At 68.5% G+C, this 14,790-nt stretch carries 12 protein-coding genes; 4 read left to right on the top strand and 8 right to left on the bottom strand.

Annotated elements, in window-relative coordinates; all coding sequences use genetic code 11:
• Positions 1 to 285 precede the first annotated feature (285 nt).
• Both BST15_RS07750 and BST15_RS07745 read left to right on the top strand, forming a co-directional pair.
• Positions 286 to 1,308: a DUF1214 domain-containing protein gene (locus BST15_RS07750; protein WP_046188130.1), complete on the top strand. Its 1,023-nt coding sequence runs from the start codon at positions 286 to 288 to the stop codon at positions 1,306 to 1,308.
• 43 nt (positions 1,309 to 1,351) lie between these two features.
• Positions 1,352 to 2,170, top strand: coding sequence for an LLM class F420-dependent oxidoreductase (locus tag BST15_RS07745; RefSeq protein WP_046188114.1), 819 nt, complete (start codon positions 1,352 to 1,354; stop codon positions 2,168 to 2,170).
• Here BST15_RS07745 and BST15_RS07740 read toward each other — a convergent pair.
• From BST15_RS07740 to BST15_RS07710, 7 genes are all read right to left on the bottom strand, one after another.
• Positions 2,151 to 2,567 (bottom strand): hypothetical protein, encoded by a 417-nt coding sequence (locus tag BST15_RS07740; RefSeq protein WP_046188113.1) that lies wholly within the window; start codon positions 2,565 to 2,567, stop codon positions 2,151 to 2,153. The genes BST15_RS07745 and BST15_RS07740 overlap by 20 nt on opposite strands.
• Positions 2,568 to 2,576: 9 nt before the next feature.
• Complete coding sequence (locus tag BST15_RS07735; RefSeq protein WP_046188112.1) at positions 2,577 to 4,163, bottom strand: ATP-binding cassette domain-containing protein; 1,587 nt, start codon at positions 4,161 to 4,163, stop codon at positions 2,577 to 2,579.
• Positions 4,164 to 4,334: 171 nt separating this feature from the next.
• On the bottom strand, positions 4,335 to 4,772 hold the full coding sequence (locus tag BST15_RS07730) for a type II toxin-antitoxin system Rv0910 family toxin (RefSeq protein WP_046188111.1): 438 nt from the start codon (positions 4,770 to 4,772) through the stop codon (positions 4,335 to 4,337).
• A 25-nt stretch (positions 4,773 to 4,797) separates the two neighbouring features.
• Positions 4,798 to 7,212 carry a cation-translocating P-type ATPase gene (locus BST15_RS07725; RefSeq protein ID WP_046188110.1) on the bottom strand — a complete coding sequence of 805 codons (2,415 nt, stop codon included), beginning with the start codon at positions 7,210 to 7,212 and terminating at the stop codon, positions 4,798 to 4,800.
• Positions 7,209 to 8,780, bottom strand: coding sequence for a serine hydrolase (locus BST15_RS07720; RefSeq protein ID WP_046188109.1), 1,572 nt, complete (start codon positions 8,778 to 8,780; stop codon positions 7,209 to 7,211). Before BST15_RS07720 ends, BST15_RS07725 begins: the two co-directional genes overlap by 4 nt.
• Positions 8,781 to 8,784: 4 nt before the next feature.
• Positions 8,785 to 9,897: an MBL fold metallo-hydrolase gene (locus tag BST15_RS07715; RefSeq protein WP_046188129.1), complete on the bottom strand. Its 1,113-nt coding sequence runs from the start codon at positions 9,895 to 9,897 to the stop codon at positions 8,785 to 8,787.
• 41 nt (positions 9,898 to 9,938) lie between these two features.
• Positions 9,939 to 10,670: an enoyl-CoA hydratase gene (locus tag BST15_RS07710; RefSeq protein ID WP_046188108.1), complete on the bottom strand. Its 732-nt coding sequence runs from the start codon at positions 10,668 to 10,670 to the stop codon at positions 9,939 to 9,941.
• Positions 10,671 to 10,760: 90 nt separating this feature from the next.
• On the opposite strand from BST15_RS07710, the gene BST15_RS07705 reads away from it, so the two are divergent.
• Both BST15_RS07705 and BST15_RS07700 read left to right on the top strand, forming a co-directional pair.
• Positions 10,761 to 12,338, top strand: coding sequence for an arylsulfatase (locus BST15_RS07705; RefSeq protein WP_046188107.1), 1,578 nt, complete (start codon positions 10,761 to 10,763; stop codon positions 12,336 to 12,338).
• On the top strand, positions 12,335 to 13,837 hold the full coding sequence (locus BST15_RS07700; protein WP_046188106.1) for an acetyl-coenzyme A carboxylase carboxyl transferase subunits beta/alpha: 1,503 nt from the start codon (positions 12,335 to 12,337) through the stop codon (positions 13,835 to 13,837). Before BST15_RS07705 ends, BST15_RS07700 begins: the two co-directional genes overlap by 4 nt.
• A gap of 59 nt (positions 13,838 to 13,896) precedes the next feature.
• Here the strand turns inward: BST15_RS07700 and BST15_RS07695 are convergent, their stop codons facing one another.
• On the bottom strand, positions 13,897 to 14,742 hold the full coding sequence (locus tag BST15_RS07695; RefSeq protein WP_082104010.1) for an EamA family transporter: 846 nt from the start codon (positions 14,740 to 14,742) through the stop codon (positions 13,897 to 13,899).
• Between the last annotated feature and the right edge of the window lie 48 nt (positions 14,743 to 14,790).

Raw genomic sequence — 14,790 nt, 5'->3', positions numbered from 1 at the left:
TCTGGTTTAAATCACGGCGAATTTTTATTTTCCGACGATACGTCGGGGCCTGATCGGGTGCAATAGTCGCCGCGCACAGACCGCACCCCGTGTCGGCAAACCCTTTGCCCGCACCGGCCGGGGCCGCCAGGTAGGTTGCGCTGCATGTCCAAGCGATGGCTGTGTGCGTGGGGAACGGTGGCGGCGGCCCTGGTGTTGAGCGGATGCGGGCTGACGGTCACCAAGGCCGGCACCGATCCGGTGGCCAACCTCGCCCCCCGCAGCACCCCCAACGGCATGGTGCTGGTGTCACCGGACAACTTCGTGCGGGCCGTCACCGACCAGGAGTTCACCAACGTCGTCAACGAGAACGGCTTCGGGCGCTTCTTCCACATGCGCGAGCTCACCCCGATCGACCGGCAGATGGTGGTGCGGTCCAACCGCGACACGCTCTATTCAGCGGCAGTGTTCGACCTGCAGGCCGCACCGGTGACGCTGACCCTGCCCGACCCCGGGCACCGGTACATGTCGGCGCAGGTGATCAACCAGGACGAGTACGTCACCGACATGTTCTACGGCGGCGGCGAACACGCCCTCGACGAAGAACACGTCGGGACCCGCTACGCGATGGTCATCGTGCGGATCCTGGCCGACCCCAATGACCCGGCCGACATGGCCACCGCGCACCGGCTTCAGGACGCCATCACCGTCAGCCAGGACAACACCGGCAGCTTCGATGTCCCGCGGTGGGATCCGGTCAGCCAGAAGAAGGTGACCGATGCATTGCTGGAGCTGGCCCAGACCATCCCCGACACCCGGGGCATGTTCGGCACCGAGACCGACACCGACCCGGTGCGGCATCTCATTGGCGCGGCCGCGGCGTGGGGCGGCAACTCCGAGAAGGAAGCGCTGTACCTCAACGTCACCCCCACCCGCAACGACGGCAACACCGTGTATCGCCTGACCGTCAAAGATGTTCCCGTCAAAGCCTTCTGGTCGGTCACCGTCTACAACAAGAACGGCTACCTCACCGAGAACCCCCAGCAGGCGTACTCGGTCAACGACATCACCGCCGACAAGTCCGCGGACGGGTCGGTCACCGTGCAGTTCGGCGGGTGCTCCGACGACAACACCGCCAACTGCCTGCCCATCACCCCCGGCTGGAACTACCTGGTGCGGCTCTACCAGCCGGAGAAGGAGATTCTCTCTGGCAAGTGGGTGTTCCCGGCAGCACAGCCGGAAGAGCCGACCAACAGCGAGACGCGTCCTGCGGCCCCGACTCCAACTTCCGCGCCCGCCCCGGCTCCGCCGGCGCGCCCGTCACGCTGACCGCGGGAGCCGCATACGGCACAGCCGGTTGAGGAGGTAGTCGGTGGACAAGCAGTTTCGCTTCGGGGTGGGCCTGAACTCAACCCGACCCGCACCCGAACTGGCGCAGACCGCACGGCAATTGGAGGACTTCGGATTCGACGTCCTGCACGTGCCCGATCATCTCGGTGCTCCGGCGCCTTTCCCGGTCCTGGTCGCGGCAGCCGCGGCCACCTCCACGATCCGGCTGGGCACCTACGTGCTCAACGCCTGCTTCTACAAGCCGGCGCTGCTCACCCGTGACGTCGCAGACACCGACCTGCTCTCGGGCGGGCGGCTGGAGGTGGGCCTGGGCGCGGGTTACGTGCGCGCCGAGTTCGAGGCCGCCGAGCTGCCCTTCCCGACCGCCGCCCGTCGCATCGCCTACCTGGAACACGTCACTCGCTACGTGGCGGCGCACCAGCCGCGGGTACCGATCCTGATCGCCGGCAGTGGAGACCGGCTGCTGACCGTGGCGGCGCGCCACGCCGACATCATCGGACTGACCGGGGCGCGGGTCGACGGTGCCGACGATCCGCTGGCCGAGCGCGTCGGCTTCGTCCGCGCGGCCGCCGGCGATCGATTCGACGCCCTCGAGCTGAATCTGGCCATCACCGCACTGCCGACCGACGGCTCCGGGATTCCCGACCTGACACTGACCCGGCGCTTCGCACCGACGCTGTCCGATGAGGAGCTGTTGGCCTCGCCGGCCGTGCTGTCCGGATCGGTGAGCGACATGGCCGAGACCCTGCGCCACTACCGGCACCGCTACGGGATCAGTTACTTCACCGTCCAGCAGCAACACGCCTCGGCGTTCGCCGAGGTCATCGCCGCACTGCGGTGACCAGCGCCCACACCGAACAACCCAGGGCACCCACCACGGCGGCCGCCCCCAGGTAGAACCCGTAGCCCACGGTGATCGGCGCCACCACGTTCAGCCGGTAGTACCAAAGACCCAGCGCAGCGATCAGCACCGCGTCCAGCACGGCGACCACCGCGGCCAGCCGGGTGAACAACTCCCGGGCCACCATCGCGCCGGCCACCAGCAGGACCGCGGCCAGCAGCACGATCAGCTGCCCGACACCGAAACGCGCCGGCAACACGATGGCACCGGCACTGCCCCCGATCGCACTGGCATGCCCGCCGCCCTCGGCGGAGGTGATCAGCCACGGCAACCACGCACTGCCCGACAGAATCGCCGCGCACAGTGCGATCAGCCAACCGGGACGCGAGCGAGTCATGTTGTGACACTAGCTCGCATCGATCAGCTCCCCGGCGCGCGGCATGGTCAACCGCCGCCGCAGATTCAGCCGCGCCAGGAACCTCTCGTCGTGACTGATCACGAGGAATGCTCCTCGGTAGGCCTGCAGCGCCTCGACCAGCTGATCGACGCTGGCCAGGTCCAGGTTGTTGGTCGGTTCGTCGAGCAGCAAGAGCTGCGGCGGCGGATCGGCGAGCAGCAGCTGGGCCAGTGCGACGCGGAATCGTTCACCGCCGGACAGGGTTCCCACCGGCCGGGCGACACTCTCGGCGTCCAACAGGAAACGGGCCAGCTGGGCGCGTATCGCCTGCGGCGTACTGCCGGAGACCGCCGACACCGCGTCGAACGCCGACACCGCGTCATCCAGATGGTCCAGCCGTTGCGGTAGGTAGCCGACCCGGTCGGTCAACAGGCGACCGGCCGCGCCGCAGCGCAGGGCTTCCAGCAGCGTGGTCTTGCCGACTCCGTTCGGGCCGTCCAGACCGATGCGCTCTGGCCCCTGCACGATGATCGGCCCGTCGGCACCCGGCAGTTCGGCGAGGCGGCGGCTAGCGGGCACGTCCGGGTCTGCAAGCACCACCCGAATGTGCTCGTCGCGGCGGACCCGGGCCGAGGCTGCCTCGGCGTCGGCCAGCGCGTCACGCAGCCGGCCTCCGGCGGTGGCGCGTAGTTTGCCCGCCGCCACCTGGGCGTTGGCCGCGTTCTGGTTCATCACGATCTTCGCGGCGCGCTTGTTCTGCTGGGCGGCCTGGGCCGCGCGGTGGCGCCGCGCGAGCCTGGTCTCGGCTTCGACGCGCTGACGTTTCTCCACCTTGATCGCCTGTTCGGCGGTACGTACCGCCGCCCGGGCCGCGGCCTGCTCGGACTCCAGGTGCTCCCGCCACGCACGGTAGGGGCCCCCGAACGTGGTGAGGTGCCCGTCGTAGAGCTCGGCGGTGTCGTCCATCTGCTCCAGCAGCGCGGTGTCGTGGCTGGCCACGATCAGTGCGCCCGGCCACGCGTGCACCAGCCGGGCCAGCGCGGCGCGCGCGGCCCGGTCGAGATTGTTGGTGGGCTCATCGAGCAGGGTGATCGGTGCGGCCTGTAACCGCAGCCCGGTCAACGCGACCAGCATCGCCTCCCCACCGGAGAGTTCACCCACCCGGCGGTCGAGATCACCCGAGCCGAACCCGATGTCGCGCAGCGCCGCATCCACGCGGGATTCGATGTCCCAGTCGTCACCGACGACCTCGAAATGGGCCGCGTCGGTGTCGCCGCGTTCGATAGCCCGCAATGCGGCCAGCGGCTCGGCGACGCCCATCAGGTCAGCGATCGAGGCGTCGGCGGCCAGGGTCAGCGCCTGGGGCAGATAGGCCACCGGACCAGACCTGGTGATGTGCCCGGCCGTGGCGGTGAGTTCGCCGGTGATCAGCCGAAGCAGGGTCGACTTTCCGGCACCGTTGGAACCGACCAGGCCAGTTCTGCCGGCACCGAACGAAGCGGTGATGCCTGTCAGCGCGGGAGTGCCGTCCGGCCAGGCGAAGTCGACGCCGGCGAAGGTGACGGCAGGGTGAGAGTCAGAAAAAGTGAGGGACATGCGGTCTCCGGAAGGTCAGCGGGGGCGCTGACAACCGGGACCGGGCTACGGCGACTCGTCGGTGATCAGCGCGCGGACAGCGGCGTGAGACCGGTGATGCCTGTCATTACATGACCTCCTGTGAAGCAACGTTCGCCACCGTAGTCGCGGTGCGACCCGGCGTGCAACCGATTAAACCGAGGCGAAGACCGCGACGAACCTGCGCAGCGACTCGTTGATGTCACTCTTGAGCGCGGCGGCCACCAGCATGCCGATGGGGCCGAACAGCGCGGGACCGCCCAGGTGCACGTCGAAACTGACCTTCGAGCCGTCGCCCTGCGGGGCCACCTTCGCGAGCAGCTTGATCTTGACTCCGCCCTTACCGTCGCCGTTGAGCGTCATCCCGGTGGGCGGCTTGTAGTTCACGATCGTCCAGTTGATCTTGTTGAGCATGCCCTTGACCTCGACGATCGACTCCAAGGTGGTGCCCTTGTCGAGATTCTCCGGCAGCACACTGCGCCACACTCGGTGAATGGTCAGCCACTCCTTGTAGCGCGACAGATCCGAGGCGTGCGCCCACGCCTGCTCGGGAGGCAGTGGGACGTCGATGGATCCGGAGAGCTTCGCCATATCGTCTTTCCCTCTGTGTCACGGTTTATCGCTGGGACATTGTGGTCGGTGCCGACTCTCGCCACAACTTCGGCCGCTCACCGAGCATCCCGCCCCGCGCCCACCACATCGCTTCGATGGCGGCAGCGCCGAGCGCTCCGATACCCAGGGCCAGCGACGTCAATGCCACGTTGGAGGGGTCCAGCAGAAACTTCTCCCGGGTCAGCGGCATCGCGAAGATCGCCACGTAGGCCAGCCCGCAGGAGATCACCAGCAGCAGCCGCCACCATTGATAGGGCCGCGCCACCACCGCCAACACCCATCCGGCCGTGGTCAGCAGTGTGATCAACGCACTGGTGGAGGCCTGAATCTGCTGGACCGGCGTCGCTTCGCTGCCCCGGTAGGCCACCAGGTAGGACACGAAGGTGGCGATGCCCACCACGAGACCGGCCGGCAGTGCCCCGCTCATCACCCGCCGGACGAATCCGGGATGCGCCCGCTCGTTGTTCGGTGCCAGCGACAGGATGAATGCCGGGATGCCGATGGTGAACCACGCCGCAACCGTGACGTGGATCGGCTGGAAGGGGTACAGCAGCGGCTTGGTGCCGAACAGTGCCGACGCCAGGCCCACCAGACCCACCAGCAGCGCGAGAAGCACCGAGTACACCGTTTTGGTGAGGAACAGGTTCGCCACTCGCTCGATGTTGCCGATCACCCGGCGGCCCTCACCCACGACATAGGGCAGGGTCGCGAACTTGTTGTCCAGCAGGACGATCTGGGCCACCGACCGTGCCGCCGAGCTCCCCGCCCCCATCGCCACACCGATGTCGGCGTCCTTGAGCGCGAGCACGTCGTTGACGCCGTCTCCCGTCATCGCCACCGTATGGTCGCGGGCCTGCAGCGCGTGCACCATGGCACGCTTCTGATCCGGGCGCACTCTGCCGAAAACGGTGTGTTGCTCCACCGCGCCGGCCAGCCGGTCCGGTTCGGTCGGGAGCTTGCGGGCATCCACCGCGTCCCCGGGCAGTCCGAGCTCCGCGGCCACCGCACCCACCGAGACCGCATTGTCCCCCGAGATCACCTTGACCGAAACATCCTGCGCGGCAAAATAATCTAAGGTTTCGCGGGCATCGGGGCGCAGCTTCTGCTCCAGCACCACCAGCGCCGCCGGCGTCACCTGTCCCGGCGCCCCGGGGTGGTCCACGGGTTGATCGCAGGCACCCAGCAGCAACACCCGAAGACCCCGCGCACCGATCCGCTCGGCCTGCTCGGCGACAGCCGAGGCCGGGTCCAGCAGCACATCCGGGGCGCCGATCACCCAGTTTCCGTGCTCGGAGAACGAGACACCGCTCCATTTGGTGGCCGATTTGAAGGACGCGCAGGCACTCGGCGTCCAGCCAGGTGACGAGGGGAACGCCTCGGCGATGGCTTGGATGCTGGCGTTGGGGCGGGCATCGGCGGCGGCCAGGGCGGCCAGCGCCTCACGCACCGGAAGGCTTTCGACGCAATCGAGTTCGGCGATCTGCGACACCCGCATCCCGTTCTCGGTGAGGGTGCCGGTCTTGTCGGCGCAGACGACGTCCACTCGGGCCAGGCCTTCGATCGCGGGCAGCTCCTGCACCAGGCACTGCTTCTGCCCCAGCCGAACGACTCCCACGGCGAACGCCAGGGACGTCATGAGCACCAGGCCTTCGGGCACCATCGGCACCAGGGCCCCGACCATGGCCAGCACCGATGCGCGCCAGCCCACATCCGTGGTGAACAGCTGGGTGTAGATGATCAACAGGCCTGCCGGAATCAACAGGTAGGTGATGAATTTCAGGATCTGGTCGATACCGGAGCGCAGTTCGGATTTGACCAGCGTGAACTTGCTGGCCTCCTCGGCCAGTTTGGCCGCATAGGCCTCACGTCCGACCCGGGTGGCCCGGTAGGCCCCGCTGCCGGACACCACGAAACTGCCCGACATCACCTGGTCATCCACACCCTTGCCGATCGGGTCCGCTTCCCCGGTGAGCAGCGACTCGTCGACTTCCAGGTCCACCGACTCCACGACCTGGCCATCGACCACGATCTGATCGCCCGGCCCCAGCTCGATGACATCGTCGAGCACCACATCGCCCGGCGGCAGCTGCTGTGTCCCGGACTGCCTGCGCACCAAGGGTTTCGCCTGGCCGATGATCGCCAGTCTGTCCAGCGTCTGTTTGGCCCGGATCTCCTGCACCATGCCGATCACGCTGTTGAAGACGATGAGCAGACCGAACAAGCCGTTGATCAGGGAACCGGTGGTCAGCACGATGACCAACAGCACGCCCAGGATGGCGTTGATGCGGGTGAAGACGTTGGCCCGGACGATCTCGCGGATGCTGCGCGCGGCACGCGCCGGAATGTCATTGGTCTGGCCCTGCTCGACCCGCTGGGCGACTTGCGCGTCAGAGAGTCCGGCGGTTCGCGCTGTCGTCACCGGGTGAACCTTCCCAACTTGTCGTGATCGAAGTACTCCAGCTCCACCGCATCCTTGGTGAAGGTGGCCTTGGATATCGTTCCCTCTGGCGCGTTCTCACCCTGCAGCGTGAAGGTGAAGGTGTCACCGTCGTAGTGGGTCAACCCGAATTGTTGGTGGCGCGGCCCGAGGGTCATGGCGAGCGCATCGTGGCCCTCGGTCACGGTGACCGGTCCCCAGTAGCGGTTGGTGTACTGGCCGACATACGTCGACAGCGGCCGGGCGGGAGCGGGCTGGGCCGGGGGCTGGGCGCCCACCAGGGAACCCTCCGGTTGCGACATCGGCGCGAACGCCTGCTGATACAGCGTCGCCCAGTTCTCGCGGATCGCGCCGTACTGGACCAAGTCCAGGAATTGGGCGGCCAAGGTCTCCGGGACGCCGATCGGGGCGGCGTTGGTCAGCACCACGATGCCGACGTTCTGCGACGGCAATGCCGAAAAGGCGGTCGCGGCACCGAGCAGGAACGCGCCCGAGTGGCCGTACTGGGTGCGCCCCGATGAGGTGATCGACACCGTGAATCCCTGGCCGTAGAGCCCGGCCCGGGCGGCGGGGACGCCGGCGGGGGCGCTGATCACCTGCGGCGTGATCGCGGGCAGCAATGCCTCGGGCTCGATGATCTGGGTGCCGTCGTGACTGCCGTTGGACAGCACCATGGCCAGCCACCGCGCCATGTCGTTCACCGAGGAACTGACTCCGCCGGCCGGGGACTGTGCGTCCGGATTGCGTTGATAGCGCGGCTCATAGCCGTCGGGGCCCTTGACGTGGGTGAGCGCCCGATTGGGTCGTGCCAGATATTCGGAGTAGCGGGAACTGGTCGAGGTCATTCCCATCGGCCGGTACAGCACGTCGGCGCTCAGCTGCTCCCACTCGGCGCCGGCCGCTGCGGCGACCGCCTCTGCTGCGGCGGTGACCCCGAAGTTGGTGTAGTCGTAGCTGTCGCGGAACGAGGACAGGGGCAGATATCTGAGCCGCTGCAGCACTTCCCGGCGGTCATAGCCCAGGTCTTCCAGTCCGTCGCCGGCGTGGTCGGGCAATCCGGACCGGTGCGCGTACAGGTCGGCGATGGTGAGGTGGTCGGTGACGTAGGGGTCGGACAGCGCGAACCACGGCAGGTGTGTCACCACCGGTGTGTCCCAGCCGACCGTGCCGGCACTGACCTGCTGCGCCACCACGGTGGCCCCGACCGATTTGGACATCGACGCCAGCTGGAACACCGTGTCCGCGTCCACCGCGTTATCCGGCCCCGTGCCACCGCGGGTATCGCGAACACCGAAGCCCTTGGCGTACAGAGTTTTTCCGGCGTGCGCGACCGCGACGGCCAGCCCGGGCACGCCGGTGCTGTCCATCAGTTCCCGCGCCAGACCGTCGAGTCTGGCCACCGCCGCATCGATGCGGCCCTCCGGGATGTCCACTCCCGACACCTGGTTCGGCGGGGCGTCGGGCAGCGCCGGTGGCGCGGCCGCGGGCGCACATCCCGCCGTGGCCAAAAGCAGCAGTGTGGCCCCGGCCGCAGCCGTCCACCGGATCATGACGCTAGGGCCTCCACCACGCCGATGCGGCGGGGACGCCGGGCCGCACCCGGCCCCCGGGTTTGGGCACCGCCACCGTCACCCCGGCAGCCTCGGCGGCGGCCAGTAACCGCTCCACCGGCTCGTCCCAGGGGTGCGGCGCCAGCCGGAATGTGGCCCAGTGAATCGGCACCAACAGGCCCGACTCCGAGGCGTTCAGGTCCAGGTGTGCCCGAACCGCCTCTTCGGGGTTCATGTGGACGTCCGGCCATGCGGTGTTGTAGGCCCCGATCGGCAGCAGGGTGACATCGAAGGGGCCATGCCCGGCGCCGATATCACCGAAGCTGCTGGTGTAGCCGCTGTCGCCGCCGAAGTAGACACGGTGGGTGGGCCCGGCGATCACCCAGGACGCCCACAGCGTCTGATTGCGGGTGAGGAAACGTCCGGAGAAGTGCCGGGCGGGGGTGCAGGTCACGGTGAGATCGCCCAGCGTGGTGTGCTCATCCCAGTCCAGCTCGATCACGCGATCCGCCGGGATGCCCCACTCCCGCAGGTGTGCCCCGACGCCCAGCGGGACGACGAATGGTGCCCGCTGACTGCGGGCCAATGCGGTGACGGTGTCGATGTCGAGGTGGTCGTAGTGGTCGTGGCTCACCACGATCGCGTCCAGCGCGGGCAGCGCCGACAACCCCACCGGAGGGGGATGTAGCCGTCGGGGACCGACAGCGTCCGACGGCGAGCAGCGGTCGCTGAAGACCGGGTCGGTCAGGATGCGGTAGCCGTCGATCTCGACCAGGGCCGTGGCATGGCCCAGCCAGACGATCGCCAGCGGATCGAGTTCGGCGCTGAAATCGGGCGTGTCCAGCGGGATGGGTTCCGGGGGGCGTCGCGCCCCACGGTCGGCGAACAGCTCACGCAGCATCAGCCGCCGCTGCTCGCGATCCATGTTGACCGCCGCGGCGCGTTCAAGGTTGTGGAAGATCCCGTCTCGGTAGTTGCTCGACCGGGCGGCCACTGCATCGATGGCGGCGGGCGCGGCGCCCAGCGCGGCGGGTGTGCCGCGCAGTGCACGCAGCGTCCAGCCGCCGGCGACCAGCGAGGCGGTGGCCGTACCCAGCCGAAGTGCTTCACGCAGCATGACCACGAGTCTATGGTGGCCGCCGACGGGCGCCTCGGCGTTTACGCGCCCTGGAACTTCGGCGGTCGCTTCTCGACGCGCGCCACCTGGGCCTCGATGACGTCTTGGGAACTCCAGGCCTTGTCGAACAGCTCCTTGTGCACGGGCAGCTGCTCCTCGAAGGCACCGTCGTCGTTGAGCACCCGCTTGGCGTGCTGCAGCGCCAGCGGCGCCAGCCCGGCGATCTCGTGCGCCCAGGCCTGAGCGTCGGCGAGAGTGCCGAGCCGGTTGGCCATGCCGGTCAGCAGGGCCTGGTCGGCCGGCAGCTTCTCCGCGGTCAGCATCATGGCCCGGGCCCGCCCATAACCGACCAAGGAGGTCAGTCGCCGGATGCTCCAGTTATCCAGCGCCAGACCGTACTTGGCGACCGGGAACTGGAAGAAGGCGTCGGGGTCCGCCACCCGCAGATCGCAGACCATCGCCAATTGCAGGCCGGCACCGATCGCGGCTCCGTTGATGGCGCCGATCACCGGCACCGGGACGTCGGCGATGCTCTGGTGCAGGGCTACCAGCTTGTCGGGGTAGTCGGCGGCGAACGCGTCACCCGACAGATCAGCTCCGGCGCAGAACACCGTGCCCTGCCCGGTCAGCACTATCGCCCGGACCTCATGGGTGGCGGCGTCCAAGACCGCCTCCCGCAGCTCGGTGACGAGCTGGGAGTTCAAGGCGTTGCGGCGCTCGGGGCGCTGCAGCTCGATGGTCGTGACATTGCCGTCGCGGGTGATGCCGATCATGTGCCGTAGCCTAGTGAGTTTCGACAGGTATCTACTCGGCGGTAGGCAGAACGTTCCATTCCGCCGCCCGACCTGACAAGATGCTTCCCCATGGCAAGGCCAAACTTCCTGGTAATCGTGGCGGACGACCTCGGATTTTCCGACATCGGCGCATTCGGCAGCGAAATCGACACCCCCAACTTGGACCGGCTGGCCCACGCGGGCATCCGGTTGACCGACTTTCATTCCGCACCGGCCTGTTCGCCGACCCGATCGATGCTGCTGACCGGCACCGACCACCACATTGCCGGCATCGGGACCATGGTGGAGGTCGTGCCGGAGCTGCGCGGGCAGCCCGGCTACGAGGGCTTCCTGAACGACCGGGTGGTCACCGTGCCGGAGTTGCTCCGCGACGCCGGCTACCTGACGCTGATGGCAGGCAAGTGGCACCTCGGCATGACCATCGACCGGACGCCGTGGGCCCGCGGATTCGACCGGTCGTTTGCGTTATTGCCCGGCGGTGCAAGCCATTACGGTGAAGTTCCGGGTGATTTTCTCCCGTTGATGTCGCGCTACACCGAAGACGATCAGTTCGTCACGGTCGACCACGACTTCTACTCCTCGGACTTCTACGCCGATACGCTGCTGCGGTATCTACGCGAGCGCACCGAGGATGACCAGCCGTTCTTCGCCTACCTGCCGTTCCAGGCGCCGCACTGGCCGCTACAGGCGCCCGAGGAGACCATCGCCAAGTATCGCGGCCGCTACGACGACGGGCCCGACGTGCTGCGCGAGGAGCGGCTCGCGGCGCTCACGAAGCTGGGGCTGGTGCCCGAAGGCGTCACGCCACACCCCGTCGTTTCCGACGGCGAGCCGGAGTGGTCGGAGCGGAGCGCCGACGAGCGCGCTCTGTCTGCCCGCGCCATGGAGGTCTACGCCGCGATGGTCGACCGGATGGATTACAACATCGGCAAAGTCGTCGACTACCTCAGCGAGACAGGCGAACTCGACAACACGGTAGTGATCTTCCTGTCCGACAACGGCGCCGAGGGGGCGATCGTCGAGGCGATGCCGATCCTCGGCGGCGTGATCGCCGCCGAGATCGAGAAGAACTGGGACAACAGCCTCGACAACGCCGGGGCCGCAAACTCGTTCATCTGGTACGGCCCGCACTGGGCGCAGGCCGCCACCGCGCCGTCGCGCCTGCACAAGGCATTCACCGCCGAGGGCGGTATCAGGGTGGTCGGGTTCGTCACCTGGCCGGGCTTCGAACGCCAGCAGCAGGTGGGCACCGCGTTCAGCACCGTCATGGACATCGCCCCGACCGTGCTCGAACTCGCCGGCGTCGAGCATCCCGCCCAGTACCGCGGACGCGACGTCGAACCGATCCGCGGGCGGTCGTTGCTGCCCTACCTGTCCGGCCAGACCGAAGCGGTCCACGACGACACCGCTGGCACCGGATGGGAGTTGTTCGGCCGCTACGCAATTCGGCAGGGCGACTGGAAGGCGCTGCACCTGCCCGAGCCGTACGGCCGGGGTGACTGGCAGCTCTACGACCTATCCGTCGACCCCGGCGAGATCGACGACCTGGCCGCGACTCATCCGGACAAGCTGGCCGAGCTGATCGTGCTGTGGGAGCGCTACGTCTCCGACACCGGCGTCATCCTGGATATCCCGCAACCCTCGTGACACGAATCGGGACCGCCGAACTGCGCGACGCGGTGCTCGACGACGGCACATTCGTCAGCTGGGACACCGCGCCGCTGGCGATCCCGACCAGCGAGTCCTACGCCCGCGAACTGGCCGACGCGCGCGAGGCCAGCGGTGCCGACGAGTCGGTGCTGACCGGCGAGGGCCGGATCAACGGCCGCAGGGTCGCGGTGATCGCCAGCGACTTCGACTTCCTGGCCGGCTCCATCGGGGTGGCGGCCGCCGAACGGATCACCGCCGCGATCGGGCGGGCCACCGCCGAACGACTGCCGCTGCTGGCATCACCGAGTTCGGGCGGCACCCGAATGCAGGAGGGCACCGTCGCGTTCCTGCAGATGGTCAAGATCGCCGCCGCGGTCGAGCTGCACAAGCGAGCGCACCTGCCCTACCTGGTGTATCTGCGCCATCCCACCACCGGCGGGGTGTTCGCCTCCTGGGGGTCGCTGGGACACGTCACGCTGGCCGAGCCCGGGGCACTGGTGGGTTTCCTGGGCCCGCGGGTCTACGAGCAGCTCTACGGCGCACCGTTCCCCGCGGGCGTCCAGACAGCCGAGAACCTGCAGGCCCACGGTGTGATCGACGGCGTCATCCCACCGAAGTGGCTACGACGCGTCTGCACGCGGGCACTGAAGGTGATGCTCGACGATCCGGGTCCGCCGCCGCCGGCGCCGCCCGCCGAGCCGCTTCCCGACGTGCCGGCGTGGGACTCCGTGCTCGCGTCGCGGCGCCCGGATCGGCCCGGTGTGGGGTTTCTGCTGCGGCACGGCGCCACCGAACGGGTCTTCCTCTCGGGCACCGGCAGCATCGGGCACAGTGCCACCATCTTGCTGGCGCTGGCTCGCTTCTGCGGCCAGCCCGCCGTGGTGCTGGGGCAGTTGCGCGGGGCAGATCGCCTGACCGACCCCGTCGCGCTGCGCGATGCCCGTCGTGGGATGGCGCTGGCCGCGGGCTTGCGACTGCCTCTGGTGCTGGCGATCGACACCCCGGGCCCCGCGCTGTCAGTGGAGGCCGAGCAAGGCGGATTGGCGGCCCAGATCGCGGCGTGCCTGGCCGAGCTTGTCACTCTTGAGGTGCCAACGGTGTCGGTGCTGCTGGGTCAGGGCAGCGGCGGCCCGGCGTTGGCGATGGTGCCGGCGGATCGGGTGCTGGCGGCACTGCATGGTTGGCTCGCGCCGCTGCCGCCGGAGGGCGCCAGTGCCATCGTGTTCCGCGATACCCGGCACGCCCCGGAACTCTCCGCCGCGCAGGGCATCCGTTCGGCGGATCTGGCGGCGCACGGGATCGTGGATGTGGTCGTCCCCGAGCATCCTGATGCCGCCGACGAGCCGATCGAATTCGCCAAGCGAATGTCGCAGGCGATCGCCGTCGAGCTGCATGGGCTGCGCGGCGTCCCGGCGGAGCAACGGATGGCGGCCCGGTTGCAGCGCTATCGCCGAATCGGGTTGCCCAATCTCGCCGAGCCCGACGTTGTGCAGTGAAAGTGCGGGTAGCGGCCTGCAAAACGTCGGTTTCGGCGGTCGTTACAGACCCGAGCTGATTACCCGGTGATCATCGCGACCGCGGCGGCCGCCAGCACCATCCCCGCCACCTGGCGGGGGCGCACCCGCTCCCGCAGCAAAGCCACCGCCAAGAACACCGTTGCGGCCGGGTACAGCGAGATCAGGACGCTGGCCAACGACAGCAGCGAAAGCTGCAGGGCGAACAACATGGTGACGTTGGCCGCGGTGTCCAGCAGTGCGATCAGGAACGCCAGGCGCAGCGGCGTGCCCGTGGGCGCCCGAAGGTTGCGGCTGGCGGCCGCGACGACGACCACCAGGACGGTGGCGGCGGCCCGCGCGAACAGCAGGGGCCAGAGCCCGGCGTCCGATGGCGTGCGATCCAGGAAGACGAAATTCAGTCCCAGCGCCACGCCCGATGCGACGGTCAGCCAGATGACGCGACGGTTCAGGCCCGGCCGCTTGACGCCTTCCTCGCCTGCGTGCCAACTGATCAGCACCACCGCACCCAACGCCAGCGCAATTCCTGCGCTGGCGAGCAGTCCGGGCCGCTCCCCCAGCACCCGCCCGACGCAGACTGGAACGCTGGCATCGACGACGGCGGCCAGCGGTGACACCACCGAGATCGGGCCGGCCGCCATGGCCGCGTAGAACCACCAGATGCCCAGCGCTTGGCTGAGCCCACCGAGCATGCCCAAGATGATGGCGCCGGTCGTGATCCGTCCGCCACCGATCAGTGCCAGTCCGCCCAACATCACCATCGAGACCGGGGTGGACACCAAGACCACCCGCAGGGCCGCGACCCGCCGGGACGCGACACCGCCGACGAAGTCGCTGATCCCGAAACTGGTGGCCGAGGCCAACGCCAAACCCTGTGAGCCGATCACGCCGCGGCCCTGGCGGCCGCGCCGGATCCGGCTGGCTTAACGTTCGAT

Origin of the sequence: Mycolicibacter arupensis (assembly GCF_002086515.1) — a bacterium.
GTDB classification, from domain to species: Bacteria; Actinomycetota; Actinomycetes; order Mycobacteriales; family Mycobacteriaceae; genus Mycobacterium; species Mycobacterium arupense.
This window is presented reverse-complemented; position numbering and strand designations above follow the sequence as displayed.